The following is a 24,076-nucleotide window of genomic DNA, read 5'->3' as shown; positions in this document are numbered from 1 at the left end:
CCTGTACTAACATCAAGAACCGTATAAATCCAAAATTGAACCTCGCTATCGCCACCCAGCTCTCCGGCCTAGGAGATGATGGAAGGAGAAAACGTTCAAGCTTTCACCACAAACTTTCAACCCACCACTCCCCAAGGCAGCGCGTCCGTCCCGATCCTTCATCGGGAACTTGTGCTGCCGACAAAAAGCTTTAACGATTTTATCCGACATCAGATCCAAGCCTTGAGTTTTGTTAAACTTTTCATCAAGGAAAAGTTTAGAGCCCTTCGGCGGCCAGCCGAGGCAAGCCAGCGCAGCGGGGATTCTCCTTTGTGTACTAAATGACTGGGAGAAAAAAAATTAATAATTAGAAGCTAACCACCCCCCGCCCCTCCTAAATCAGGAGGGGAGTTTCCCTCATAGTCTTATACAGCAGTCCCTATCCAACTAACGGCATCTTGCCCCGAAAAAGGAAAAAATTTAGATCCTGAAACAAGTTCAGGAAGACGAGCGTTTTAACCCACCGTTCATACTATTATTTTAATCTCATCTGTATAGTTGAATTAATCATTTTTTTTAAATCAACAGTTAGCGATCCTTACCTCGTTCACAAAACTGATTAATCTATTATAACCTGAAAGATAAACCCAGGAAATAACTTCTCTTCGCATCGTGCTGAAGACCATAATTTACACCACCATCAATCATCACATCAGATCCGATCTCATACTGTACTGCAGCGTTTAAGAAATTATTCAGGTGCTTTTCTTTTAAGGCATAAGTATAATAAGTCTCCAATATGGCATCCAGATGCTTAACCAATGGGTGCGAAACGGTAAGCGTTTGCAAGATTTCATTATGATGCCCTTTCCCCTCTTCATTTTGAACCCGGTCTGCCTCCACCTGCATGCCCATTTTCCATTCTTTGCCTAAGTCAAAACTCATGGGGATAATTAATCCTCCTTCATATTGACTCTGCGCATCAGCAACAGATGTAGGAAATTTGACGTATGGCAATATGGCTATGGCAAATTTTCCCTCATCATTGCCCAACAGGTTTTGTTTAATCCGCAGGGTAAGATCTCCAATCCCGTGGCTGGTTTCTGTTTCTCCGTCAGTAGCCGTTTCTTTGTTAATGTTGTAACTCTGAATGGCCAGCTGAATAGCGGTAGACTTTGTAATTCCGAATTTTAGATTGGCCTGGTTGATTAAATATTCCCGGTTGCGGCTTTCAGATTCATGTTGGGTTTCTAACCGAAACAAATCGCTTTCAAACTGAAAATGCCCGGCATCAATGGTTCTCGGCGATTCGCTCACATCCGGCCGGTCTGGTTCCATTTCCCTGAGTTTGGGTTTGGTTACTGGTTTTGCGGGCACAGCTCCGGCAGGCTGCTGACTGTATACCGCTGTTGAAAATGCAAGCCATAAAAATATTAGGGTAAATAAATTTTTCATCCGTTTAGTTTCGTCCTAAACATGCTGAACAGGTAAAAAGTTTAACCTTTTTATTATTTTTTGATTCTGAAGGAATATCGCTACCGGATTAACGGTAAGCGCGGCCATCCATTCCCTCATCACTACCTGCTATCATTTCAAATTATATTAGGCGAGATGCAGAAGGTGTAAAAATGAACACTTTTTCGCCCGATTTCCGGCGCTGTTCGTCGACAAGAAACTACTGTTGGTATAATACGCCAATAACCGGTGAAACGTTTTTTCCTTGTTGTCGTCTCATATTCAAACAATCACAAAATATTAATCAAAATATAAACGACAACATTATGAAAACTTTATTCTCAACCTTCTCAAAATCTTTATTGGCAGCTACATTATTAAGCTACTATTTTTAACACCAACGTAATGGCCGATGAAAAACAACCTACCAAAATCGCTGCTCCGAAAAGCTTCAACAAAGTAATCATCAGCGGCAATGTAGAAGTTACCCTGATTCAAAGCGGGAACGAACGCATCAGCTACGCAGATGATAATACCGGAAACGTAAAAGTAATGCAATATGGCTCGGAGCTGAAAATTTCGTCGGCAGATCAGGGCCCGGCAAAAATTATAGTTTACGTTAAAGACATTTACAGGGTTCAGGCTTCCGGAGATGCAGTGGTGAAAACGGAAGGCAAACTGGATGTAAAATATCTTCAGCTAATATTAAAAGATCATGCGGTGGCCAGCATCAATGCTAAAACAGAAAGCCTGTATACCATTATCGAAGATCACGCAGATTTGAAACTAAGCGGCTCAACCAATAGCCACAGTGTAGTGATGAGCAATACCCCAAAATTAAACTTAGATCGGTTCGCTGCTCTAAAAACAGAAATGAGCAACCCTACAGTGGGCGCTACCCAAATGGCCTTATCAAAATAAATTCTATTTGTTATTTGCTAAAAGCGGCCTTGCGCCGCTTTTTTTTTGGCTTTCATTTATGACCTCAAAATACTCTCCATTACAGCAACACTAATTTAACTTCACCAGCTAAGATCTAAAAGGAGACTATATTATGCTTACATTTAGTTAACCTTTCCAAAAACCAAAGGGATATTAAAAATGAAATGACTGATTTGCCTCACCGTTCAAAAAGCCATTTTGGAACATACAATCAAGACTTGATCTCATCGGTTATCAATATCCCAGATCTTGAACTACCTGAAAAAATAGTGACATCACTAAACATCAACCTGTTGGTTACAGATACTACCCGGAATAATACTTATCCTGCTGAAGTGGAATCAAAATCCAATAAGAAAAAAAGCTTTTGGAACTGGTTGTTTAAATAAGTCTCAAAAAATAATCACTCCTTACTGATATTCCTCATCCTGCCTGCATGCCTACCAATCCAAATCATGAAAATCAACTTGGCTTACTCAATCTTGTTGTATTTATATTATCAATATACGTGCTACTGGCCATCCTGGTAGACACGATTTTAGTCCTTCCAAAAGAGACCTCCATTCTATTAACCTATATAGATAATACGATCTGTGTGTTTTTCTTTGCGGAGTTTTGCGTTCGTTTCTACCAATCGAAAAATAAACTCACTTTTATGAAATGGGGTTGGATCGACTTAATTTCCAGCCTACCGGCAATAAGTTATCTGAGGGCCGGCCGTGTCCTCAGGCTTATCAGATTATTACGACTTATCCGTGCTTTTCGTTCTTCACAAATGTTTATCAAACATGTTTTCAGGAACAAGGCGAAAGGAGCTTTCACTTCAGTAACCCTACTGGCCATCTTACTTATCATATTTTCTTCTATTGCTATTCTTCAAGTGGAGAAAGATCCTGATAGTAATATTAAAACTGCTGAAGATGCAATATGGTGGGCCTATGTAACAATCACAACTGTAGGCTATGGTGATAAATTTCCGGTAACCACCGAAGGCCGGATCATTGCAGCGGTGTTAATGACTGCCGGCGTTGGACTATTCGGCACTTTTACGGCATATATATCAAGCTGGTTTGTGGTAGTCAAAGAAGATCACAAATAATTTTTTTTTAGCAGCTTTTGAGCATAAACATTTCTAAGGAACCCACATCAAGGTCTTTAAAAACGGGAATCGATAAGGGGTTATGTCCGGCAAACAAACAACTACGGCTTGCTGAAATTGATTTTAGCGTGTTTAAAAGGCTATTATTTTTTTTAAGCTATGAGAACTTGGTTATTGATAGTTGTTTGGTGTATTAGGCATTTTAAGAATTACTTCCCGATACATTAATTGAAAAACACTAATAACCAGTATGTTACAGAAATAACTGACCAAATAAGAAACACTAAAAAATATCACAACGCACTGATAATCAGATGATTTTAATTGTTCTGCAGAGAAATAGGAACAAAAAACTGCCCAAAATCCCTATACTTACATTAAAAAAATAAATTTAATGCACTGAAATACAGAGGGTTGCAAAACACAAAAAATGTCGCATCTTTTATCATCTTTCCGTGCGACAAAAATAGAATTTATTTATGGACCTCGCCACACATTGTTTGCTATAATTATTAAAAGCAGTGTTCAATTTTATTCAGTTCTTTTCTCTAAGAATTCCTCCCACTACTGGTCAGTCGTGGTTCGGATAAGCAATAAATTTATTACTGATTTGAAACGAATGGCAGAAGTAGACATTAAAATGACAGAGTATGATGAGCTTGGAAAACTGCTGAAATTGAGAAAAGAAAAAGATGCTTTGATTCCAAAAATCATCGATAAAAGAAAAAAAGTTAGAGCCAAACGAAAGTCCAGAAAGGTTTTACTAAAAAAATGGATACTGAATATTTCAGATGATTAAAATGTTTATTTACTAATGCTTGTTATTTTTTTAAATGGCCGCTTTTAAGTATTCTGATAATGATTCACTTTGTACCCCTAAGCAGGAATACTTTGAACATTTAGATTGCTTTTTACTGCTTATAGAGCCTATAGTTGAGGTTTGGAGAGAAAAAAAATCATATAAGCCTTTGTCGAAAGTTAATGTATTTTAAATTTTCTCCCACTTGAAACCACCTTGACCAGATTACCTTAGAACAAAAAAGTTGGCAAATGTAAAAGTTAATTGTAGAGGCTAGAATTGGATTCATTTCGGATGATTTGGCTGAGTTTTTAAAGTTAAAAACTAGTAAAAAACTGCATTTATAGCTTTTAAGCGTGTTTTTTTTATAAAATTTTCTGTTATAAAATTTACAAAATTTGACTGAATTTTTCTGGTAGTAACTTTGTGTTATCTATCAGGATTTATTTATTTTTAAACTTTTAATATTCAGCAATAACCTTATCCATAACTTCAGATGATCCTTTTTTTAAAAAAACACTAACTACAATTTTATTATTAGTTTCTACAATTTCAGTTTTCTCCCAAACAGACAGCATTGATGTATTTATTCAAAATCAAATGCACAAACGAAAAATCCCCGGGTTGGGGTTAGCAATTGTAAGACACGGCAAAATCATAAAAACAGGATATTATGGATTGGCAAATATTCAGGATTCGATAGCTGTAAGTAGTAAAACTATGTTTACTATCAATTCTATCACCAAAGCTTTTGTAGGTGTTGCCGCTCTTCAATTGGTAGAAGAAGGAAAATTAAAATTAGACTCATCAATTTCAGAATATCTGACTGATATTCCAGAAACTTGGAAATCCGTGAAAGTTCGGCAACTTTTATCACACACTTCCGGAATTCCTGATCTTGTAGATGAAGAAGAAGCTGTTATGATTGCAGATAATTTTGATTTAGCTTGGAAAAAAGTGATTGCTATGCCTCTTGATTTCAAAGCAGGCGAAGAATTTAGATATAACCAAACCAATTATTATTTACTTGGATTGATTATTAATAAGTTGAGCGAAATGAGCTTTCAGGAATTCATCACTAAAAATCAACTGCAAAAAGTAGGTATGGAAAAAACCATACGTTCTGGATTTGGAGCAACAAAAGAATTGGTTCCAAATGCTGCAAACAGCTACCAGTTTTCCAAGGGTAAACTCAACAATATGTTCTTCTCTTTTCCGTCCCCGTTACAGACAGCTGCAGGGATGAGTTCTACCGCAAACGAACTCGCAAACTGGATCATAGCCTTACAAAATATGAAATTACTTAAGCAAAAATCAAGCTTAGAAGCACTTTGGAAACCTGATCTGTTGAACAATGGAAAAACTGCCGGATTTAGCAGACTTCTGAATGGTTACGCCGCAGGCTGGCCTACAATAGGCCGACATGAACATCCTGCAGTAGCTCCTGTTGGCGGCGGTCGTGCAGCCTTATTTGTTTATCCAAAAGATGACCTCTCCATCATCGTTTTAACGAATTTATCAGGTGGATCGCCAGATGTTTTCATTGATGAGTTGGCAGGTCTATTTATTCCTGATATGAAAGAAACCAATGGATTTGAAATGTCGCCTTCAGCAAAATCTCTAAAAGTAATTTTGGACAAAAACGGTTACAAAAATGCCATCGAAGCGGCCAAGAAATTAAAATCAAAAAATAAGAACTTTAATTTAACAGAAAGCGAAATTAATATTTGGGGTTACAAATTGATTTCTCAAAATAGGCTGAAAGATGCTTTGGAATTATTTAAGCTAAATGTCACTTTATATCCCTCCAGCGCTAATGCTTTCGACAGTTTGGGAGAAACTTATGCAGAATTGGAAGACAATACACTTGCAGTCAAAAATTATGAACAATCTTTTAAGCTAAATCCTCAGAATAAAAATGCGGAGCAACAGCTTAAAATTCTAAGATTAAAACTTTAATGCATAAACCAATTCATTTGCCCCCTCTCCTCCAATTCTCTAAAATACAGACAAGCAAAACTTTACAACAATTTTATTTTTGGTGAGACGGGGTCAATGGACTATGGTATATCTAGTTTGGCGGTGAAATGGCAGTTGGTAATAAAAGTATTACCAACTGATCTCAGTTTTTAGCGGCCATCAATCACTTCCAAGCTGTTTTTTAAAGAAGAAAAAAAGCTTACAAAAAATGTAACCGATATTCTAAATGATCTCTGTGTTTCTTTGGCAACACTAAAGAAATCCCTTAACTTCATAAGAGAATTCCGTCACATGATGCTAAAGGATCGAAGTAGTGAGGGCTTAGATTCATGGATTTCAAAGCCTGAATAAGTTTAAAAGCAAATCCTCTGGATTTGCCCTTTTTGATCTGTAAAATGTAGACCGATAACTAGTGGTTTTATGTTGTGGAAGCGTTCAGTTTTACCGGGGCGCCCTGCGCTTCCCATAGTTTTATGGTAAACTCTAACCGGCGGATCAGTTCATCATAAGTCAGGATATCCATGATGTTTTTATATTTCCGTTTGACTACTTCAAAGTCCGACTTCTGGGCGGGGCTAAGGTTATGGTCACGACCCATAATAATCAATCCGCCGGGATTGGTGAGTTTAACCTCAATCCCGCTGATCTGGCTATCGAGTTTTTTGCTCATCTCTGCTTCCCCATCCGCTCCCCAACGGTTCAGGTAATAAATGTATTTTTCAATCTGCATCACCGTTCCGGCCAGTTCTTTGTATGGAATGTGGTTATTTCGGTAAGTATTTTTGGAAACCACGGCACTTTCAAAAGGTTTATTGATTTCAATGATATCGACATACCCCCCGCTATCAAGTAATAATATATCCAGGAAAAGGGCGGTATCATTTTTTCGTTTAACGGTAACGTTTTTAAAGGCGTGTATGTATTTTGGATAAAGCAAGGTGATGATGCCCAGAATCTCTTCCTGCCATTGGGCTTCGGAGTAAGTGCTCTCCTGTCTGAGCATTAGGTTTAACTTATCGAGGATCATTTTATATTTGCGCAGCTCCTGTTCTTCCAAGATTTCCTGCAGATCTGATGACCTCACCTTTGCCTTACGGTTAAGGTACCGTTCATATTTCGCAAGGTAATCTGGCACATATTCTACATATTCCCGAATGATGGACGAAATGACAGCCGCTTCGTATAAATCTTTCTCTCGGCTGTTTGGAAATCTTTTGATGAGGTCCCACATTACTTCTTCAGGGATATTGTCCTCATGGTCACCACCGATAAAAATATCGCTGCCGATATACTTTTCGAGTTTTGAAAAAACAGAAATGTTCCGCTGGGAAACAAAAAGCTTTACATCAAATTTGATATCCTTATGAAGATAAACTTTCACATCACTGGTCACCTTTCCTGATTGTATGACAAAGTAATCACCTTCGATTTCACCAAGTTTAAAGGCAATGCTTTCGACATTGTCAAATTCATCATGTTCATAAACAGGGTCTCCTTTGCTGGAAATCATGCTATCTGCCATAATTTTATCTCTCTCCTCCTCATTCAGCAGATCTTCGGGGGTGAAAGTAAAAGTTCTTTTCATGGAAAAAATTCCTTCATCTCGCAGCTGGGTTCTTGCCCAGGTGGTATCTCCCATATCGGCCCAGTATTCTAGGACGAGCACATCGTCCAAACTGTAAATTTTAATCATCGAGAGTTTGTTTTAGTTAAAAACAAGTATAACATTTTTAACATTAACTCAATCGTTAATCGCTTCGATGTTTCACCTTTAATTTTTCTATCGTAGAGATAAGCCCCAGTCAGCGCTGGTAAAATTTGGCTTATTTTTTTGTGATAAACAGCATTAAGTAAAGCCAAATGGGGTAACCGATATCAACCAGCGTTCTTCAGGTTGTTCGCTTTCGATGTGGATTGATTCCTGACTGGCTTTTGCCCATAGCCATGAAGGCGTTTTGCATCGGTGTTATTCTTTGCCACTATCACTACTCCTACCGCGTTCAGCACGTTTGTTTCGATCTTAAAGTAATCTTAATGGCGCAGCTATTTTTTTGTTTTGTTATTGATGTTATGAAAAAAGTCATAAGCCCGTTTCTGTACGAAGAGCTTAAAATCCACATGGGCCACAAATCTATCATAGTCTTCCCGCGCCAGCCTGTTGGTTATCCCTACAATAATACTGTCAAGGGTATAGTTTGCTATCCTTTTTACGGTACCATGTGCTGCTGAAACGATACCATTGACGCTTAACTTGAGTTGATGCTGATCTTTGCCGGCAGCGATCGCCGCAATAATTTCCTCAAGAATCTCTCTCCAGGTACGCTCATCGTCGGTCTTGAGCACAGCGACAGCGTTTAAGTCATACCAATGAAAAGTATTACCTCCGGATTTGCGGGTATAATAGGCTTTCAGGTAAGTAAAATAATCCTTTTTGAATTTGGTTTCTGATTCTGCGATCAAGATAATCATCAGCACGACCGCCCCTGCAAGATACTCCTTGCCAATTACAGAGATGCTTACTGCTACATTAACAAATAGCTCAGTCCCTACTTTTCTTTCTTTGAAAAGGACAGTAACAGCCGATTTTGTAAGGCCATAGAGTCCGAAGGCCATGATCAGGAGCAGAACAGGAATCGGGATGAACTGCAGATAAAAGAGCAAGCTTACCGCGCCCACGGCGAGGATTCGCAGCAGTTCAATAATGAACCGCCTTGAAAATAATATTTTTATAAAATTCATGTCCTTTATTTTATTCCTCCTCAGCTGCATTTCTCAATGCAGAAAGGATGGCATAAGCATTCTTGGTTACAATCTTTGCGGACTTTACATCCAGATGTGAGGGAGTAACAACAGCGGTATATCCTTCCTGTTCCGCTCCCTTTTTTACTTCGTCAAGATGAAACACATAACCCTTGTCACCACCAGACACCTGAATGATCAGATAATCCTTATCGCCCAGTTTCACTATTGCATCAGTAGGAACGGCCAATTGTTTTTCCGTCCCGGTTTCAATCCATGCCTTAACATACATCCCTACAACAAGCCCGGGCTGGTCTTCCATGTGGCAGTGCACCGGGATCATTTTGTTTTCTGCTGCAGCCCTTCCGATTAGGAAAACCTTCCCATTTCTATTGAAATTATTTTCACTAGCCAAGGAAAACTTTACGTTTTCGCCTACCTTAATCTTATCTAAGTCCTTCTCGAAAGCATTCAATGCCAGGTGCATATCGCTTTTGCCAACAATCTCAAAAAGGACGTCGGTTGGTGAGGCATATTTGCCGATGCTGACATTGCTCGTTTTTATATAACCCGAAATCGGGGCGTAGAGGCTAGCCGTGCGGGCAATTTTTCCTGAATTTTTCAGTGCTGAGCTGTTTATACCCACCAACACAAGTTGCTGGGTAAGACCCGCAATTTTTGCTTTATTTATCTTATATTCAGAACTTACCTGCTGAAAGGTCTTTGCTGCGTTGATATCTTCAGATCTGAGCTGCTGCTGACGTTTGAACTCCTGCTCAAGATACTCCATTCGACCGATGCTCTCCAGGTATTGCTGTTGCATGGAGATAATCTCTGAGTTTTCGAGCCCGGCTATGAGCTGACCTTTAGAGACATATTCGCCGGGAAGCTTACCTGCCGTTTTGATATATCCGCCAAGCGGAGCCGACACGGTTGCGATGCTTGCCGGCTCGACATCGATTACACCATTAAGTTTAATCACATTGCTCAGGTTACGCTCCTCGATACTTCCGGTAGTAATATCAGCGAGTCTATATTGCTCAGGAGTGAAGGTGACTTTGTTCTCATCCACTGATGTGCTATCCTTGACCGTGCTGTCTGCCTGTGCACTTTCTTCACTATTTTCTTTTTTCCCTCCGCAGGCGCTAAGCACAAGGGCTACAAGAACCAGGGAAATATATTTTTTAATTGACTTGTTCATATATTGTATTGCTGTTAATTTTTTGCACCTAAAACGGTTTCTAAGGATATTATCGCCAGGTTATAATCATGAAGGGTTTGAAGGTATTGTTCCCTGATCCCTGTAGCAAGGGTAAGGCTTTGCTGATACTGCACATAAGGAATATCCCCACTTTTAAATGAGCGCTCAGCATTTCTTATGATCAGTTCAGATTCAGGAAGTGCCTGTACTTTCAAATAATCCAGTGACTTGTGGAGTTTATCATATTCCTGAACAAGTTCCCGAAGTCTTCCACGCAGATTGCGTTGGGTGAGTTCGATCTGTCCCTGGGCAATTTGCTCGCCAATCCTGGAAGCCTTTATCCTGGCCCTGTTCCCGCCCGGAAGAATTGGAATGGCAAGGCCGACCTGGAAAAAACCAAAACGGTCTTTACCCGAGTAATTCTGAGTAATTCCGTTAATGGCCTGTGCGCCTTTATAGGTTTGGCTGCTATAACCTAGAATAAGTCCTGGCAGCATCCTGTTGCGCTCCACGCTGGTCATTTGTTCACTTACTGCAAGCTCCTGAAGCAGGTATTGTATATTGGGATTGGCATTTCCAACGGAATCAATATCCTTTGGAATCGTGAGTTCACTTGAGCGAAGAAGTGTATCGGCGATGACAACTTCATCGCTTGCGTTCAGCAAAGTACGAAGCTGTTCCTGGGCGATTTTAATATCGGCCCTGTTTTTCTCCAGCTCGTTCTCAATCTGACGGGACTGTACGGATGAGGTAATATTCTCCAAATTGGTTGACTCCCCTGTGCGGTAGCGCAAATTACTGGCTCTGCTGAGATTAGAATAAATACTATCAAGACGCAAGAGTAAACTTCGTTTCGAGAGTGCAAATTGATAGTCCAAATAGGTCCTTTTAACTTCAGCGACGAGGTCATTTTCCTTAATGGCCTTGTAACGCCTGCTGGAAGAGATACGTTCGGAAGCCAGCTTTGACTGCGCTCCATAAAGGGTTGGGAAATCTATCCGCTGATTTACCGCAAGAATATTATCAGTAACTGTAGGATTACTGACTACTCCCTGGGTGTAGAAAAGTTCCGTCTTAGGCAAATTTATACTGGCAGATTTGAGCGCCTTTTGCTCACTGATCTGAAAATCAGCAATCCTAATCGCGCTGTTATTCTTTACCGCCTCGGCAATTGCCTGTTCAAGTGAAACAGGCCTGATATTGACTGTTTGCTGGGCTATTGATATGGCCGGGGCAAATAGCGTCCCTGCGAGCATCAGTATGGTGAGAACAGGTGTGGCGATCTTCAGAGTCATAGGAGGTGACTTTTTGGTAAAATAGATATATAGTACAGGCAGCACAACCAGTGTCAGCAAGGTTGCACTGAGCAGTCCGCCGATCACCACTGTTGCAAGTGGACGCTGAACCTCAGCGCCTGATGAAGCTGAGATTGCCATCGGAAGAAAGCCCAGTGAGGCTACCGTTGCGGTCATCAAGACCGGTCTGAGCCTTACACTGGTACCGATTCGGATTCGTTCAAAGATATCGGTCACACCATCAGCCTCGAGTCGGTTGAATTCTGCAATCAACACGATTCCGTTAAGTACCGCGACGCCGAAAAGTGCAATAAAGCCTACCCCGGCAGATATACTAAATGGCATATCCCTGAACATTAGTGCAAATACGCCCCCGATTGCTGATAGTGGGATTGCAGTAAATATCAATAGTCCCTGTTTAACGGAGCTGAAAGTAAAGTATAATAAGAGCAGTATAAGCAGAAGCGCAACAGGCAGTGCAACTGCAAGGCGTGCATTGGCCTCCTCCAGGTTTTTAAATTGACCTCCATAGGTCACATAATAACCCGTGGGCATATTTACCTTTGCTGCCATGACCTGCTGAATATCGGTGACAATGCTTTTTACATCCCGGCTACGTACATTGAAGCCTACGGTGATGCGGCGTTTGGCGTTGTCTCGCTGTATTTGAACAGGTCCGGGTTTAAAGGAGACTTCGGCTACTTCACTCAGTGGGATCTGTTGACCATTGGGCGTACCGATGTATAGGTTTTGAACATCATTTATACCTTTCCTGTTTGCGCTGTCCAAGCGGACCACCATATCAAAACGCCGCTCTCCCTCGTAAACCAGTCCGGCCGTCTTTCCTGCAAACCCAGCCTCAATTGTACTGTTTATATCTTCAACGTTGAGGCCATATTCTGCTATCTTATCCCGATTGAACTGGATACCGATTTGTGGAAGCCCTGCGATTTCTTCTACATAGAGATCTTCCACCCCATCAATGGAACGAATCTTGCGACCGACCTCACGGGCAAGATCAGAGAGCACATCAAGGTCCTCACCATAGATTTTAAGTACTACATCCTGCTTGGCTCCGGTCAAAAGCTCGTTGAAGCGCATTTGAATCGGCTGCTGGAAGCTGAAGGTTGCATTGGGGATTACTGAAAGAGATTTCTGCATCTTTTCGATAAGTTCTTCTCTGCTACCTGCACTCTCCCAATCGTCTTTGGACTTTAGGGTGACCACCATATCCCCTGCTTCGATAGGCATAGGATCGGTAGGGATTTCCCCTGAACCAATTTTATTGACCACCTGTTTGACTTCCGGATAATTTTTTAAGAGGATATCCTGCGCTTTTTTGGATACATCGATCATCTGATTGATCGAGCTCCCAACAGGTACACGGGTTTCTACAGCAAAATCTCCTTCATCGAGCTGGGGAATGAATTCCGCGCCCATTCGACCAAATGCGAAAACTGTGATTGTAAAAAGGCCAATAGCACCGATGAGCACCCAAAACCTGAAGCGCATGGCCCCTTCAATTATTGGGGTGTAAAAACGCTGGATGGTATCCATCATCCGATCAGAAAAGTTACGTTTGTGTTCGGTTTTTTTACTGAGAGCGAGGGCAGACATCATTGGCACATAAGTAAAGGAAAGCAGAAATGCCCCAAGTATTGCGAAAGATACCGTTTGTGCCATGGGCATAAACATCTTTCCTTCGACACCTACCAGCGTTAACAACGGCAGATAGACGATCAAAATGATAATTTCACCGAATGCAGCAGCACTCCGAATTTTGCGGGAGGATTCATAAACTTCCTCATCCATCTGATCCTGCCTGAGCTTGAGTATACCTGGATAGGTATCCCTGCTGGAGGAAATCCTGTGCATAACGGCTTCTACAATAATCACCGTTCCGTCGACAATGATACCAAAGTCGATGGCGCCGAGGCTCATCAAATTACCTGATACCCCGAAAAGGTTCATCATGGCAATTGCGAAGAGCATGGCCAGTGGAATGACTGATGCCACCACCAAACCGCCTCTGAAATTTCCAAGAAAAAGTATCAGCACAAAAATTACGATCAGTGCGCCTTCTATCAGGTTCTTCAATACCGTTCCAATGGCATTGTCAACCAATTTCTTCCGGTCAAGAAAAGGTTCAACAATCACGCCTTTAGGAAGAGATTTGAGGATTTTGTCCATTTTAGCTTTTACATCTGTAATCACTTTTGAGGAATTTGCCCCTTTGAGCATCATCACCACACCGGTAACGGTCTCCCCCTGTCCGTTTCGGGTTGCGGCACCGTACCGGGCGCCATTTCCGAATTGAACTTTTGCAAGGTTACGAATGAGAATAGGCACTCCATTATTGCTTTTCACAACGATTTTTCCAATCTCGTCGATATTTTTTACCAGGCCTTCACTTCTAATAAAATACGCATTCGGGCCTTTATCAATATAAGCGCCGCCAGTGTTTTGGTTGTTTTTATTTAACGCAGTGAAAATATCTGTGATCGTTACCCCTAGGCTTGCGATTTTATCGGGATCTATAGCAATCTCGTATTGTTTGACAAACCCGCCAAAACCACTTACCTCGGCAACCCCTGGGGTACCCATTAGTTGTCTTTTTATAATCCAGTCCTGGATGGTTCGCAGGTCAGTTGAGGTATACTTATCCTCAAACCCCTCTTCGGGATGGATGACGTATTGGTAAATTTCCCCCAGGCCTGTCGTCACCGGCGCCATTTCTGGGGTACCCACGCCCTGGGGAATATTCTTTTCAGCGATACTCAGGCGCTCCTGAACCTGCTGCCGGCCCCAGTAAATATCGACGCCTTCCTGAAAAACGATGGTAACAATTGACAGCCCAAATCTTGAAAAAGACCTCATGTCCTTTATCCCAGGAATGTTGACCATAGTCTGTTCAACTGGGAATGTAACGAGTTGCTCTACCTCCTGAGCGGCGAGTGTAGGTGAAACAGTGATAACCATTACCTGGTTATCAGTAATATCCGGTGTAGCATCAATCGGCAGTTTAGTAACCGAATAGACTCCCCAGATAATTAAAGCAAGCGTGAAAAGGCCAATCACAAGCTTATTTTTGATGGAAAAATAAATTATCCTATCTAACATCTTGGTATGTATAAAAATGAAATAAAAAATGATGGCAGATAGAGTCTTAGGGACTTACGTGTTTGCAAGTCGGCTCATGTTGCCATATTAAATGTAGTTCTGAAGGGGGCTCTATTATATAAAATAGAAAAGTCCGGACACAAAAATTCCGGCTGCCTGCAAATTAAATGAAGGTATTAACAGATTGGGGGACCTCGAAGAGAGAAGGACGATTGGGGCCGAAAACGGTACACTAAATTGGTTTCCCGAAAGCGATGCTTGATCAGGTTGACATACCAAAGCTGGCGCTGTCCAAATCCGGTCGGTTCAGGAATCAAGCAAGCAGTTTGCGCATCAAGGGCACCCTTCTTGACCAGGGCATTCAGGTAAATAAGTGTCCTGTCAGCCTTGCTGTGTTGAAGGTGTGAAAAAACATGACCGAGCGATGATGTATTTTCCTGGATCGGTAATGGCAAATTGTGATCATCGACATATACCTGCTCCACCTGATTTACCGCATCAAGGTGCGGAACCACGTCATGCCCTAAGAGCACGAAAAGCGCAAGAAGGAAAGGAAGATGTCTAAGAAACCTCATTTTGATAATTTAGTCAAAGATAATTGAATACTTGTATTTTTAGTATCGTTACCTGAATTATATTTTTTTGGCCTACCTATCAGTCCGAAAAGCAATGAAAATAATCGATATTTCGAATGGATAGCAATGTTTTAATCAGATACCAACCAATCTCGCCATCGTTTCCAGCTTTGGTTTACTGAAAAAGGGACTAACTGTTGAGATCGGTAACCTTATCTTTAGACACAAAACTTCGTCAATTATTATCCCAGGATGTATCTCGACAATTCTATTAATTTACATCAAGGCCTGCCAAAGGGATTAATTTTAACCGCACGCAAACCTTCCGTTTTAAGCTCAATTTCAAAATTAACCTTGAACCCTACTGGTGAGAAGGCTGTCATATCAAGAATATTGAAAAGAATTTCCTGATCATTGAAATCCAATATGGTCCCAACTCCAATAATGCAATTGAGATCGATAATTTCACCTAATCGTTCCATAATCTTGGGTATTTATGTAAAATATTATAATAAAGCACTTAAATTCGGCCAGGATTATCATGCATATGAATCGAATCAAAGGATTGATTTCATCTTAGTCAGTCTTATCTATTTGATAATCTTTATTATTTTAGTTAACTAAAAACGTCATCATCAAGGCGTATAAAAAAAGGTTAACAATATGTACATTTATTCACTGTCACACTTATGAACAACATCCTGCCTAAATATCAACTGGACTACCCAATTGATCAAAACGACTTTAGCTTTATGGAAAGTGAGGAATTATTTAAGTTCCTCGCCATAAACCACGAGCCGCACTCTCATGATTATTTTATCTTAAGCTTTTTGTATTCCGGTTCAGTGCTCCATCTTGCAGATTTTGAGAGTGACAGGGTCAGTGCACCTGCAATATTATTATTAGATATTGATCGTGTTCACACACACCCAACTGTAAATGGCAGGATTAAATCAGTATCATTTTCGCAAAAGCTCATTTCTGACCGAGGGTCTGTATTTTTCAGCAAGCTGAATGAACTATTTTCTCGTTCTTCGATTAAAATATCAGTCGATGAACTTGGACAAATCGACAGTATTCTTTGTCTGATGCAAAAACACAATATCAGTAACTTATCAGGGCTGGCAATCATCAGGTCATTATTGGATGTGCTGGTTGTATATTGCACGATGCTCTCGGAACATTATCCTACTATGGAAATACCGACTAATAATGTCTATGCCGATTTTCGCAAACTTTTAAAAAGCCAATTTACGGAACACCATGAGGTGACTTTTTATGCCGACCAACTTAATATCACTACTACCGTGCTCAACCAACAGGTAAAACAATTCACAGGAAAATCACCTAAACAACTTATCGATGAACACCTTTTAATTGAGGCAAAGCGTTTACTTTATTGGTCAAAGATCACCAGCAGGGAACTATCCTGGAAACTGGGATTTGAAACCGATAGCTACTTTAATCGCTTTTTCAAAAAATACACCGGCACAACGCCAAAGGAATATCAAAAGAATTCCATTGCAGAACAGAGCTATTAAAGACCATTGCTTGCCAATGTTTGCCTTGAAATACTGCCATTCGCCTGCTTGTACCCGATAGCTCAACCCTATTGGAAATCAGCCCTCTCGTAATTATATTTTCACCTTCGGGAAAGCTGAACTTTCTATGGCGATCTTGTGCCTTTCCAATCCGTGCATATGCAATCAAATGACACCATGTTCAAAAATTCGATTTTCTTCACCTTAGTATGACTTTACTTAATTAAATTTTAATAATGCGATAGTTAACATGCCTGCAACGGAATCACATAAACCAAAATTATTGATGCATCAGTAAAATTTAATTACACTTTTGCGACATTTGCTTTCACTTTTATCAATATCCACTATGGAATTGCGCTTGACCGAAAAAGTATTGTTGCCTAAAATACCCTACTTGTGTTTTAAATTACACATTTGAAGATCCGAGGGGAAATAATCAGAATGAAGCTATTGTCAGGGAATACGGTTGCTTTTTAAGTAATCCTTTACGTAGCACCTCCAGGAGATCAAAACAAATTTATTGTCGTTATTAAGGGATCAATGTAAATAGCAAATGGCACTTTACAGGACCGAATTATGCGCCTTGGAGTAGCAAGCTTAACTTTATGATTGAGACGATGATATTTTCATCAATTCTTAGTTGCCCGTGGATCATAAAAATTACTCGAAGCAAAGAAAGCATATGGTTACACGCTCAATTATCATCTTAGGAAAAAAAGAGGTTTACGTTGTTTTTGAGGCCTATAGTAAGCGGGACTGACCTCCAAAAATTTGAGAAACCACCTGTATTGAATCATAGGTCCCTTTCGCAAATTGCAAATTCGTTCTCAGACAAACCCTACTGGGATGGTTTTACAGGTGAATTCAGCAGGCCAGCAAAAGGACTGTCAACAGTTCAGGTAAACATTCAGGTTGCATTTTTTGCTTAGGGAAGTCTGGATGAAAATTGTCACATGCTGAAGGGTTGACCATGTTGAATGAGGGAACGTGTTAAGAAAATTCACCCTCTCGTGAACAATCTTATTTGGAGAGTTCAATAATCTGGGCATCTTCAGGTATTGCCAGCTATTTTATCCCGATATGATGATCTTTCGCTTCTTTTCGCAAGATGACTCTCGAAGTACGGCAATGATCAAGGGCATCCATATGCACGGCGACCTACTTGGCATTTCCGCAAGCCGCTATGAGTTCCATCGTTTGTTTTTCATCCATAATGATCGGGGCGGCTTGCTCGAACCCTGGACCTCTGGCGCCTCCGGAATTGATAACAATGAAATCCGGATGAAGGCGCTCGATCTCTTTTTTGATTTTGTCATTCCAGATGGCATCTCCCATGATATAAATTTTTGGAAGGTGAACGCTGCTCAAGACAACCCCAGAAGTCTTCCCCATTATTTTAAGCACTTTTCCTGAACCATGTTCGCCACCAATCCGCTCAATATAAATTGTGTTCCAAATGGTTTTGGTTTTAAGTGTTTCGCATTTCGGAATCCAGGAAGTTCGAAAAAGGATGAATCGGAAGGCTGGTTGATGATTTTAAGAGATTTATCCAGCGAGGAGATTGCTGCTTGATCAAAGTGGTCAGCATGGGTGTGGGATACCAGCATCAGAAAAGCTCACTAACGATAGACTTGACTGGCATTTTAAGGTCTACAATTGGATTTCCTGTTATACCGGCCTAGGATTCAATTGCTCCCTTTTTGGAAAGCATAGGATCTACCAATTATTTTATAGTTGCCATACTGGATTATTAACGTTGCATTTCTTAAAAACTGAATGCTTGCTTTGCTATTGTTTTTACCCTGTGCTAATGCTAATGCGGATAGCATGCAGAATGCAGCCATTATTAAGATTTTTTTCAAGATTATAATATCGATTACTATCATTTGTAGCAGCAAAGATCAGCACAACGCCGTTAGCTAAACAACCACCTTAATTTTAACGCAACCAAATTAATAAGCAACAGGCTGCAGAGAATGTAAAATGGCATCGATACACTTGGCATACTTAGTTAATATCGTGATCGAAAGCTAAACACTACAGTATATCTTTTGCTAAGAAATGGCATGTTTATACTCATCAAGAAACTGACCGATGGTCATTTGTGTTTGTTTTTTGAAAAAGCGCATAAGATGGGTAGGCTCAGAGAACTGGAGGTCATAAGCGATTTCAGAGACAGTTTTGTTGGCATGTATCAAGAGATTCTTAATTTCAAAAAGCAACCTCTGTTTCAGCATGTGCGTGGCTGTAACATTAAATTGCTTCTTCACAGCGGCATTAATGCTGATTCTGCTCAAGCCTAACATTTTCACATAATCATCAATTCTTTGATGGGTGGAAATGTGTTTTTCGAGTAGCTGTTTATATTGATAGGCAAAATTATTTTCCGGCAATTTTAAGGACAGGTCATTTTGCAACGCATATGCCCGGTTTAGTTTTTGGAGCAGGTAATAGACCAACGATCTGATGATATGCGAACTATCAGGCTTCGGAATGATCAATTCATTTTTAATTTCAGAAAGCATTTCACAAATTCTCGTCATCTCATTCCCAGGCTGATGAAGAGAAAGGGAAAGATCCAGTTGATAGAAATAAAAAAGCCGGTAAGCGAAAAGTTTATCCGCAAAAAACTCATTCAGAAAATCTTCCTGAAAGATAAGCAAGGTTAGCTCAAGGTCCTTTTCGTTCACCATCCACTTCCTTTTTTGAAATGGCGAAATAAAAAGTATTGTATTTTCTGATAAGGAAATATATTTTTGATTAAGCAGTAGCCCGCCTTCAGCTTTTTTGATAAATGCAATCTCAAAATAGTCGGTATTATAAACATCGCTACTGAGGTATCCATCTTTGAGGTCGTACTGATTGAGCACGTTCAACAAAATTTCCACACCGCAGTCGGATTTATGGAATTTTATAGTTTTCATATCTATTAGCTCGGTATTTTTCGTTCATTAACTAGGTGCTAAGCAACATTATCTATACAGTAATATATCTGCATCACAAGACAGGTTCGATCGGTTCGTTTTCCAGTATCAGACCAAAAGTGCAGGTACACCAGTCAAAGATAGTTCGAAACCTTGCATTCACGGCGTTCCCTTTCTACGCAAAATATAAGCGTACTCCTCTTGGATTACTGCATTAATTAAGATGAAGTATGTGAACTGTTGTGGTATGGAGCAAAGTAAAACCATTCACGATGCTCCAATTCCACAATCAAATATTAACTGTTCAGGTATTCATCGGTGCTTTGAACTTTTGCGTAGAAGAATTCCAGTGCCGCAAGGAACGCATGATGCACATCGGTCGCCTTGACAGCATGTCCGGATATCTCGAGATCCGTCGTTGCGCAAGCATCCCCTATAACTGTGCACTCAAATCCTAAATCGAATGCGGCACGTGTTCCAGCATCTATACACATGTGTGTCATCATTCCGGCAATCACCAGATGTGTAATGCCTTGCGATTTGAGGTGATCCAAAAGCTCGGTATCCCGGAAACTATTGGGGTACTGTTTGGTAATTATTTTTTCACCCTCGATAGGCTTCACACTCTCATGAATTTCTACGCCTGTAGTTCCCTCAATGAAGAAGGGTTGCCCTTCAGGCGATACATGTTGTATGTGAACCAGGGGAAGACTCTTCGATCTAAAAAAATCCAGCAATTTTTTGGCATTTTCACTGGCAGGAATTGGATCTTTCAACGCCAATGCCCCGTTCTCAAAATACTCATTTTGAATGTCAATTATTATCAGTGCTTTATTCATTTTAAGAATTATTTATACAACTCGAATTTACAGGATTGGGTTATCGCATTTGAACCAAATACTGTACAAATCCAACCATTTTGATAAGTGCTTTACAATTACCTAAGATCATTACAGACCAACATTCACCTGCCTGCACTGTTGCGCATTAGACATCGACCAGATTATTTAAGACTGATTATCGTTTACCTTAGTGGCAGAATTTTCAAACGCAAGTGCAAACTTGCTTCCACATAAGATTGGGAACAGGGATAAAGTCTAGCCGACCAAGTCCAACAGCAATTATTACTATCCTATGTAGATTTAATTTACGAAGTGGAAGCTGGAGAACTAATTATTGCACTGCGGGATATAAAGGCTATAAGAAGCCTTAGGAGAATATCCCATTCATTTTCCATATCCTTTTTGCTTTTATTTAGTTTGTTTTTCTTTGATTCGTGCTTTAACCGTTTCAATATTCGCTTCTTTACCCTTTGTTAGTAAAGACCCGCAGTATGGAGTATAAAAACGGTGTGCGGTTAAGAAATTAAGTGTTTTGCTATCCCAATCTGTCAGATCCATTCCGCATCTTTTGTAGAGCTCCCTGGCCAGTTTCTCATCGGTTATCAGAAATTCCTCGCTTCCAAGGTTATAGGTATCCGCATCACAGATGATCTCCTGAATCGTATTCCTGGGGTTATGGGGAATGGCAGTCGCCCTAATACAGGCTGCGATATCAAAAATAACATCCAGTTCAATCCCTCTAGCAAGCATAAATTCTTTCATTAGAAGTACGCTTCTCTCCTCGTGACCAGAAGGATTGCCCGAAAGCTGCCCGGTGTCATGAAACCATGCCGCCGCAAAAAGTAGGAATTGCCGTAGCTTATCCAGGCGGTAGTTTGAAGCAATCTCGCGCGTGCGGCTGACCACAAGCCTGGTGTGTTCGAGGTCGTGGTACACCAGGTCCTTGTGCCAGTGTTGTTGAAAAAGCTGGCTAACGTAAGCCTCCGTCTCCTCTAAAAGCACATCAAAAACATTTTTCCTTTTTAACTTAAAAAAATAGTTTCCTATTAAGAGTGCCATTAGCCCTAAAAACAAGCCGCCCAGCCATAAAGAATAATTGTTCATATAAAGTTTATTGTTTTAAGCCACCATTTTTAAAAAGATGATAGGCACTCTGGTAGAGCGAGATTGCATCCAGCGTTATGGTTTTCGGGGTTTTTACCAGCGTCTGTATATTGGTGTTAAAATTGTAACTATAACTCTGGGGGGCTTTCCGGGGACTGAGTACCACAAGGGTATCATTGCGTAGATAGCCGAGTTTTTGATAGGTACCCAGCAATATCCTGGGGCGATAGGATGCTGAGAGCACATCAAGCCCATAATTATTTCCCTGAAAATCCCACTTGAGCAGACCGAAGAGCGTTGGATATAGATCGATCTGAGAACAGAGCATGGAAATTGGTGAAGGGGCCTTTCCTTTAAGGTTATAGATCATAGCGGGAATATGGTAACGGGAAATATCGATTTCATTTTTCCCCGCACTTTCAGCGCAGTGATCGGCAATAAATATAAATACGGTATTGTCAAACCAGGGTTTCTTCCTGGCATTTGCTAAAAATTCACCGATGGCATAGTCGGTGTATTTCACGGCGCCCGCTCTCCCCGTACCGGAGAGAATATCAATTTTTCCTTTGGGATAGGTGAATGGACGATGGTTAGATGTGGTCATGACAAAATCGTAGAATGGCTTTTTTGTCTGAAAACTTCTGTCTGCATTACGGATTACTGCTGAGAACAGGTCTCCGTCAGAAATGCCCCAGGCATTTTCAAAGGACACCTGATCATCCTTTAAAATCGTGCGTTTTACTTTATAGGTATCCCCCATTGTTAACTTTCGGCCCCTATCGGTTATCTCATAGCCATTGTTTCCAAAGAACTGATTCATATTGTCAAAGTAGCCATCACCACCATAAAAAAACGATGTTGAGTAACCACGTTTGAAAAAAATATTTCCGATAGTCGTCAGATTTGCATTATTTTCTCTCCTGACAATACTGTTCCCTGGCGTTGGCGGAAGTGCAAGGGAAAGTGCTTCCATACCCCGTACCGTGCGTGTCCCGGTTGCATACATGCGCTTAAATAAAATACTCTGCTTGGCAAGGGCATCCAATGTTGGCGTTAGTCCTTGTGCATTACCAAAGGTTCCCATATAATCTGCACTAAAACTTTCCATCACCACCATGATCACGTTCGGTTTGTTTTGACCATTGCCATTTGAAACGATCCTACGAATAGAAACTTCCCCCGGCAGAAATGTCGCTAAGGGGTATGACAGTACTTTTCTTGTATTTTGGAAAGCGATCTTCCCTGAGACCATGGGATAGAACTGGTCGTAGTTGAGCTCATTAGACCGGAATGCCGCAATGAAGGAATATATGCCCGCTTTGGAAATTTCGCTGACATACCGGTTACTGCTACTCTCCGCCCAGGAATTGTCCACTTTCAGTCCATAAAATAAGGCCACTAAAAAAATCAGGAGCGTATATACAACTCTGTGGAGAACAGGGGTAGCTGATCTGAAACTGATCCTGAAAGCTGTACGCATGAGATAGTTCCAGAGTAGGGAAATGAGTACAACGCCTGCAATTAAAAGCGGGAGCGGATAAGACTCATTTATGTTGTGGAGGACCTCGTAGGTATAGATCAAATAATCTACTGCTATGAAATTGAAACGGCTTTCGAATTCCAGCCAGAAGGTAAATTCCGCGAAGAAAGAAAATACCGATATTAGTACCATTAAAAACAATAATATCCTTGTAAAGGTGCGCTCAAGGGCGGAACCATTCCATTTTTGGGGAAGGATAAGCAGATAAAGGGCGTAGAATAAACAAAAGTAAATACTCACCCCAATATCAAAAACAAGCCCCTTACCAAGGACGGTTAGTATGTTTATTGCGCTGAGCGCTCCCTTGGTGTAGGACATTGCAGTTAAAATAATCCTGAATACACTGGAGATGATAAGAAAACTTAGCATAAAACAATGCAGAAGACTGTAGCGGCTTTTTATGAAAATAGTTCTCATCATTTTGTTGTTTTTTGATATGGGGAGGCTGATTGGGGTACTGGCTTTTTATTTTTATCCCAGTGTGTCTCGAAGAAATGCCTACCTTTCGAATAAGCTGCGAGAACTAGAAGCAGTGCTAGTACCCAATAAAAAACCATTAAAAAAATGGAATGTCTTGGGCCTTTTGCCTTTTTCTTCTTTGCGACATTTACGCCAGTGCCGGCAGCAGCGGGCCGGGCCTTTATGTTTCTTTTATTCTGCATTGATATATATTTCTTTTAACTGGTCAGAAGATTTCTGAATCCCTGACCGCTGTTTAAATGTTATTGTATTAATCGCCCTTTATTATCCCTCGAGCGTAATGAACCACTGCTGAGCTCTATTGATGGCGACTTCCTCGATATGGAGCTCACTAACTTCCCTTGTATTTTTAAGTTCGTTGGCAATTTCCAGCGCCTTTGTTGCATATACCAATAAATTTGACCCCCTTTCGCCAATTTTAAATTGACCCCCAGAGTTGTTGCTTGAAAAAAGCAGAA

General features: G+C 40.6%; 19 protein-coding genes and 1 pseudogene. 7 read left to right on the top strand and 13 right to left on the bottom strand.

Annotated elements, in window-relative coordinates; translation table 11 throughout:
* On the top strand, positions 1-194 hold a 194-nt coding region (locus tag GJU39_RS23665; RefSeq protein ID WP_209437699.1), incomplete at its 5' end, for a hypothetical protein.
* A gap of 412 nt (positions 195-606) precedes the next feature.
* On the opposite strand, the gene GJU39_RS20975 is transcribed toward GJU39_RS23665, so the two are convergent.
* Positions 607-1,434, bottom strand: coding sequence for a transporter (locus GJU39_RS20975; protein ID WP_154282962.1), 828 nt, complete (start codon positions 1,432-1,434; stop codon positions 607-609).
* Between the two features lie 405 nt (positions 1,435-1,839).
* Here GJU39_RS20975 and GJU39_RS20970 point away from each other — a divergent pair, with 405 nt between their 5' ends.
* From GJU39_RS20970 to GJU39_RS20950, 5 genes are all read left to right on the top strand, one after another.
* Positions 1,840-2,355 carry a GIN domain-containing protein gene (locus GJU39_RS20970; protein ID WP_154282961.1) on the top strand — a complete coding sequence of 172 codons (516 nt, stop codon included), beginning with the start codon at positions 1,840-1,842 and terminating at the stop codon, positions 2,353-2,355.
* A 185-nt stretch (positions 2,356-2,540) separates the two neighbouring features.
* The gene (locus GJU39_RS20965) at positions 2,541-2,765 is read left to right on the top strand and encodes a hypothetical protein (protein WP_154282960.1); all 225 of its coding nucleotides are present in this window, start codon (positions 2,541-2,543) and stop codon (positions 2,763-2,765) included.
* Positions 2,766-2,812: 47 nt separating this feature from the next.
* Positions 2,813-3,475, top strand: a complete 663-nt coding sequence (locus tag GJU39_RS20960; RefSeq protein ID WP_154282959.1) for a potassium channel family protein — start codon at positions 2,813-2,815, stop codon at positions 3,473-3,475.
* Between the two features lie 430 nt (positions 3,476-3,905).
* Complete coding sequence (locus GJU39_RS20955; RefSeq protein ID WP_154282958.1) at positions 3,906-4,274, top strand: hypothetical protein; 369 nt, start codon at positions 3,906-3,908, stop codon at positions 4,272-4,274.
* Between the two features lie 474 nt (positions 4,275-4,748).
* The gene (locus GJU39_RS20950; protein WP_342448233.1) at positions 4,749-6,233 is read left to right on the top strand and encodes a serine hydrolase; all 1,485 of its coding nucleotides are present in this window, start codon (positions 4,749-4,751) and stop codon (positions 6,231-6,233) included.
* Positions 6,234-6,672: 439 nt separating this feature from the next.
* Here GJU39_RS20950 and GJU39_RS20945 read toward each other — a convergent pair whose 3' ends face one another.
* From GJU39_RS20945 to GJU39_RS20920, 6 genes are all read right to left on the bottom strand, one after another.
* Positions 6,673-7,947 (bottom strand): Shedu immune nuclease family protein, encoded by a 1,275-nt coding sequence (locus GJU39_RS20945; RefSeq protein ID WP_154282956.1) that lies wholly within the window; start codon positions 7,945-7,947, stop codon positions 6,673-6,675.
* Positions 7,948-8,297: 350 nt separating this feature from the next.
* A complete protein-coding gene (locus GJU39_RS20940; RefSeq protein WP_154282955.1) occupies positions 8,298-8,993 on the bottom strand; it encodes a hypothetical protein in 696 nt (231 codons plus the stop codon).
* 10 nt (positions 8,994-9,003) lie between these two features.
* Positions 9,004-10,194: an efflux RND transporter periplasmic adaptor subunit gene (locus GJU39_RS20935; RefSeq protein WP_154282954.1), complete on the bottom strand. Its 1,191-nt coding sequence runs from the start codon at positions 10,192-10,194 to the stop codon at positions 9,004-9,006.
* A 14-nt stretch (positions 10,195-10,208) separates the two neighbouring features.
* Positions 10,209-14,609: a CusA/CzcA family heavy metal efflux RND transporter gene (locus GJU39_RS20930; protein ID WP_154282953.1), complete on the bottom strand. Its 4,401-nt coding sequence runs from the start codon at positions 14,607-14,609 to the stop codon at positions 10,209-10,211.
* Between the two features lie 176 nt (positions 14,610-14,785).
* On the bottom strand, positions 14,786-15,184 hold the full coding sequence (locus tag GJU39_RS20925; RefSeq protein WP_154282952.1) for a hypothetical protein: 399 nt from the start codon (positions 15,182-15,184) through the stop codon (positions 14,786-14,788).
* Positions 15,185-15,465: 281 nt separating this feature from the next.
* Positions 15,466-15,666: a hypothetical protein gene (locus GJU39_RS20920; protein WP_154282951.1), complete on the bottom strand. Its 201-nt coding sequence runs from the start codon at positions 15,664-15,666 to the stop codon at positions 15,466-15,468.
* A gap of 207 nt (positions 15,667-15,873) precedes the next feature.
* Between GJU39_RS20920 and GJU39_RS20915 the strand changes: the two genes are divergently transcribed.
* Positions 15,874-16,725 (top strand): AraC family transcriptional regulator, encoded by an 852-nt coding sequence (locus GJU39_RS20915; RefSeq protein WP_154282950.1) that lies wholly within the window; start codon positions 15,874-15,876, stop codon positions 16,723-16,725.
* Positions 16,726-17,886: 1,161 nt separating this feature from the next.
* Here the strand turns inward: GJU39_RS20915 and GJU39_RS20910 are convergent.
* From GJU39_RS20910 to GJU39_RS23660, 6 genes and pseudogenes are all read right to left on the bottom strand, one after another.
* Complete coding sequence (locus GJU39_RS20910; RefSeq protein WP_154282949.1) at positions 17,887-18,063, bottom strand: hypothetical protein; 177 nt, start codon at positions 18,061-18,063, stop codon at positions 17,887-17,889.
* 719 nt (positions 18,064-18,782) lie between these two features.
* Positions 18,783-19,652: a helix-turn-helix domain-containing protein gene (locus GJU39_RS20905; RefSeq protein WP_154282948.1), complete on the bottom strand. Its 870-nt coding sequence runs from the start codon at positions 19,650-19,652 to the stop codon at positions 18,783-18,785.
* A gap of 296 nt (positions 19,653-19,948) precedes the next feature.
* Positions 19,949-20,491: a cysteine hydrolase family protein gene (locus GJU39_RS20900; protein ID WP_154282947.1), complete on the bottom strand. Its 543-nt coding sequence runs from the start codon at positions 20,489-20,491 to the stop codon at positions 19,949-19,951.
* Between the two features lie 411 nt (positions 20,492-20,902).
* Positions 20,903-21,598 carry an HD domain-containing protein gene (locus GJU39_RS20895; protein ID WP_154282946.1) on the bottom strand — a complete coding sequence of 232 codons (696 nt, stop codon included), beginning with the start codon at positions 21,596-21,598 and terminating at the stop codon, positions 20,903-20,905.
* 7 nt (positions 21,599-21,605) lie between these two features.
* The gene (locus GJU39_RS20890) at positions 21,606-23,270 is read right to left on the bottom strand and encodes an LTA synthase family protein (RefSeq protein WP_245228046.1); all 1,665 of its coding nucleotides are present in this window, start codon (positions 23,268-23,270) and stop codon (positions 21,606-21,608) included.
* Between the two features lie 612 nt (positions 23,271-23,882).
* A pseudogene (locus GJU39_RS23660) lies at positions 23,883-24,076 on the bottom strand (hypothetical protein); the annotation flags it as partial.

Source organism: Pedobacter petrophilus (genome assembly GCF_009674725.1).
Taxonomy (GTDB): Bacteria; Bacteroidota; Bacteroidia; order Sphingobacteriales; family Sphingobacteriaceae; genus Pedobacter; species Pedobacter petrophilus.
Note: the sequence above shows the minus strand (reverse complement) of the source record. Positions and strands in the feature narration are given on the sequence as shown.

What these genes read in the sequence shown, in the direction of transcription:
- GJU39_RS20975 (WP_154282962.1), bottom strand. Translation starts at nt 1,434, where the DNA reads ATGAAAAATTTATTTACCCTAATATTTTTATGGCTTGCATTTTCAACA.
- GJU39_RS20970 (WP_154282961.1), top strand. Translation starts at nt 1,840, where the DNA reads ATGGCCGATGAAAAACAACCTACCAAAATCGCTGCTCCGAAAAGCTTC.
- GJU39_RS20965 (WP_154282960.1), top strand. Translation starts at nt 2,541, where the DNA reads ATGACTGATTTGCCTCACCGTTCAAAAAGCCATTTTGGAACATACAAT.
- GJU39_RS20960 (WP_154282959.1), top strand. Translation starts at nt 2,813, where the DNA reads ATGCCTACCAATCCAAATCATGAAAATCAACTTGGCTTACTCAATCTT.
- GJU39_RS20955 (WP_154282958.1), top strand. Translation starts at nt 3,906, where the DNA reads ATGTCGCATCTTTTATCATCTTTCCGTGCGACAAAAATAGAATTTATT.
- GJU39_RS20945 (WP_154282956.1), bottom strand. Translation starts at nt 7,947, where the DNA reads ATGATTAAAATTTACAGTTTGGACGATGTGCTCGTCCTAGAATACTGG.
- GJU39_RS20940 (WP_154282955.1), bottom strand. Translation starts at nt 8,993, where the DNA reads ATGAATTTTATAAAAATATTATTTTCAAGGCGGTTCATTATTGAACTG.
- GJU39_RS20935 (WP_154282954.1), bottom strand. Translation starts at nt 10,194, where the DNA reads ATGAACAAGTCAATTAAAAAATATATTTCCCTGGTTCTTGTAGCCCTT.
- GJU39_RS20930 (WP_154282953.1), bottom strand. Translation starts at nt 14,609, where the DNA reads ATGTTAGATAGGATAATTTATTTTTCCATCAAAAATAAGCTTGTGATT.
- GJU39_RS20925 (WP_154282952.1), bottom strand. Translation starts at nt 15,184, where the DNA reads ATGAGGTTTCTTAGACATCTTCCTTTCCTTCTTGCGCTTTTCGTGCTC.
- GJU39_RS20920 (WP_154282951.1), bottom strand. Translation starts at nt 15,666, where the DNA reads ATGGAACGATTAGGTGAAATTATCGATCTCAATTGCATTATTGGAGTT.
- GJU39_RS20915 (WP_154282950.1), top strand. Translation starts at nt 15,874, where the DNA reads ATGAACAACATCCTGCCTAAATATCAACTGGACTACCCAATTGATCAA.
- GJU39_RS20910 (WP_154282949.1), bottom strand. Translation starts at nt 18,063, where the DNA reads ATGGGAGATGCCATCTGGAATGACAAAATCAAAAAAGAGATCGAGCGC.
- GJU39_RS20905 (WP_154282948.1), bottom strand. Translation starts at nt 19,652, where the DNA reads ATGAAAACTATAAAATTCCATAAATCCGACTGCGGTGTGGAAATTTTG.
- GJU39_RS20900 (WP_154282947.1), bottom strand. Translation starts at nt 20,491, where the DNA reads ATGAATAAAGCACTGATAATAATTGACATTCAAAATGAGTATTTTGAG.
- GJU39_RS20895 (WP_154282946.1), bottom strand. Translation starts at nt 21,598, where the DNA reads ATGAACAATTATTCTTTATGGCTGGGCGGCTTGTTTTTAGGGCTAATG.
- GJU39_RS20890 (WP_245228046.1), bottom strand. Translation starts at nt 23,270, where the DNA reads ATGGTACTAATATCGGTATTTTCTTTCTTCGCGGAATTTACCTTCTGG.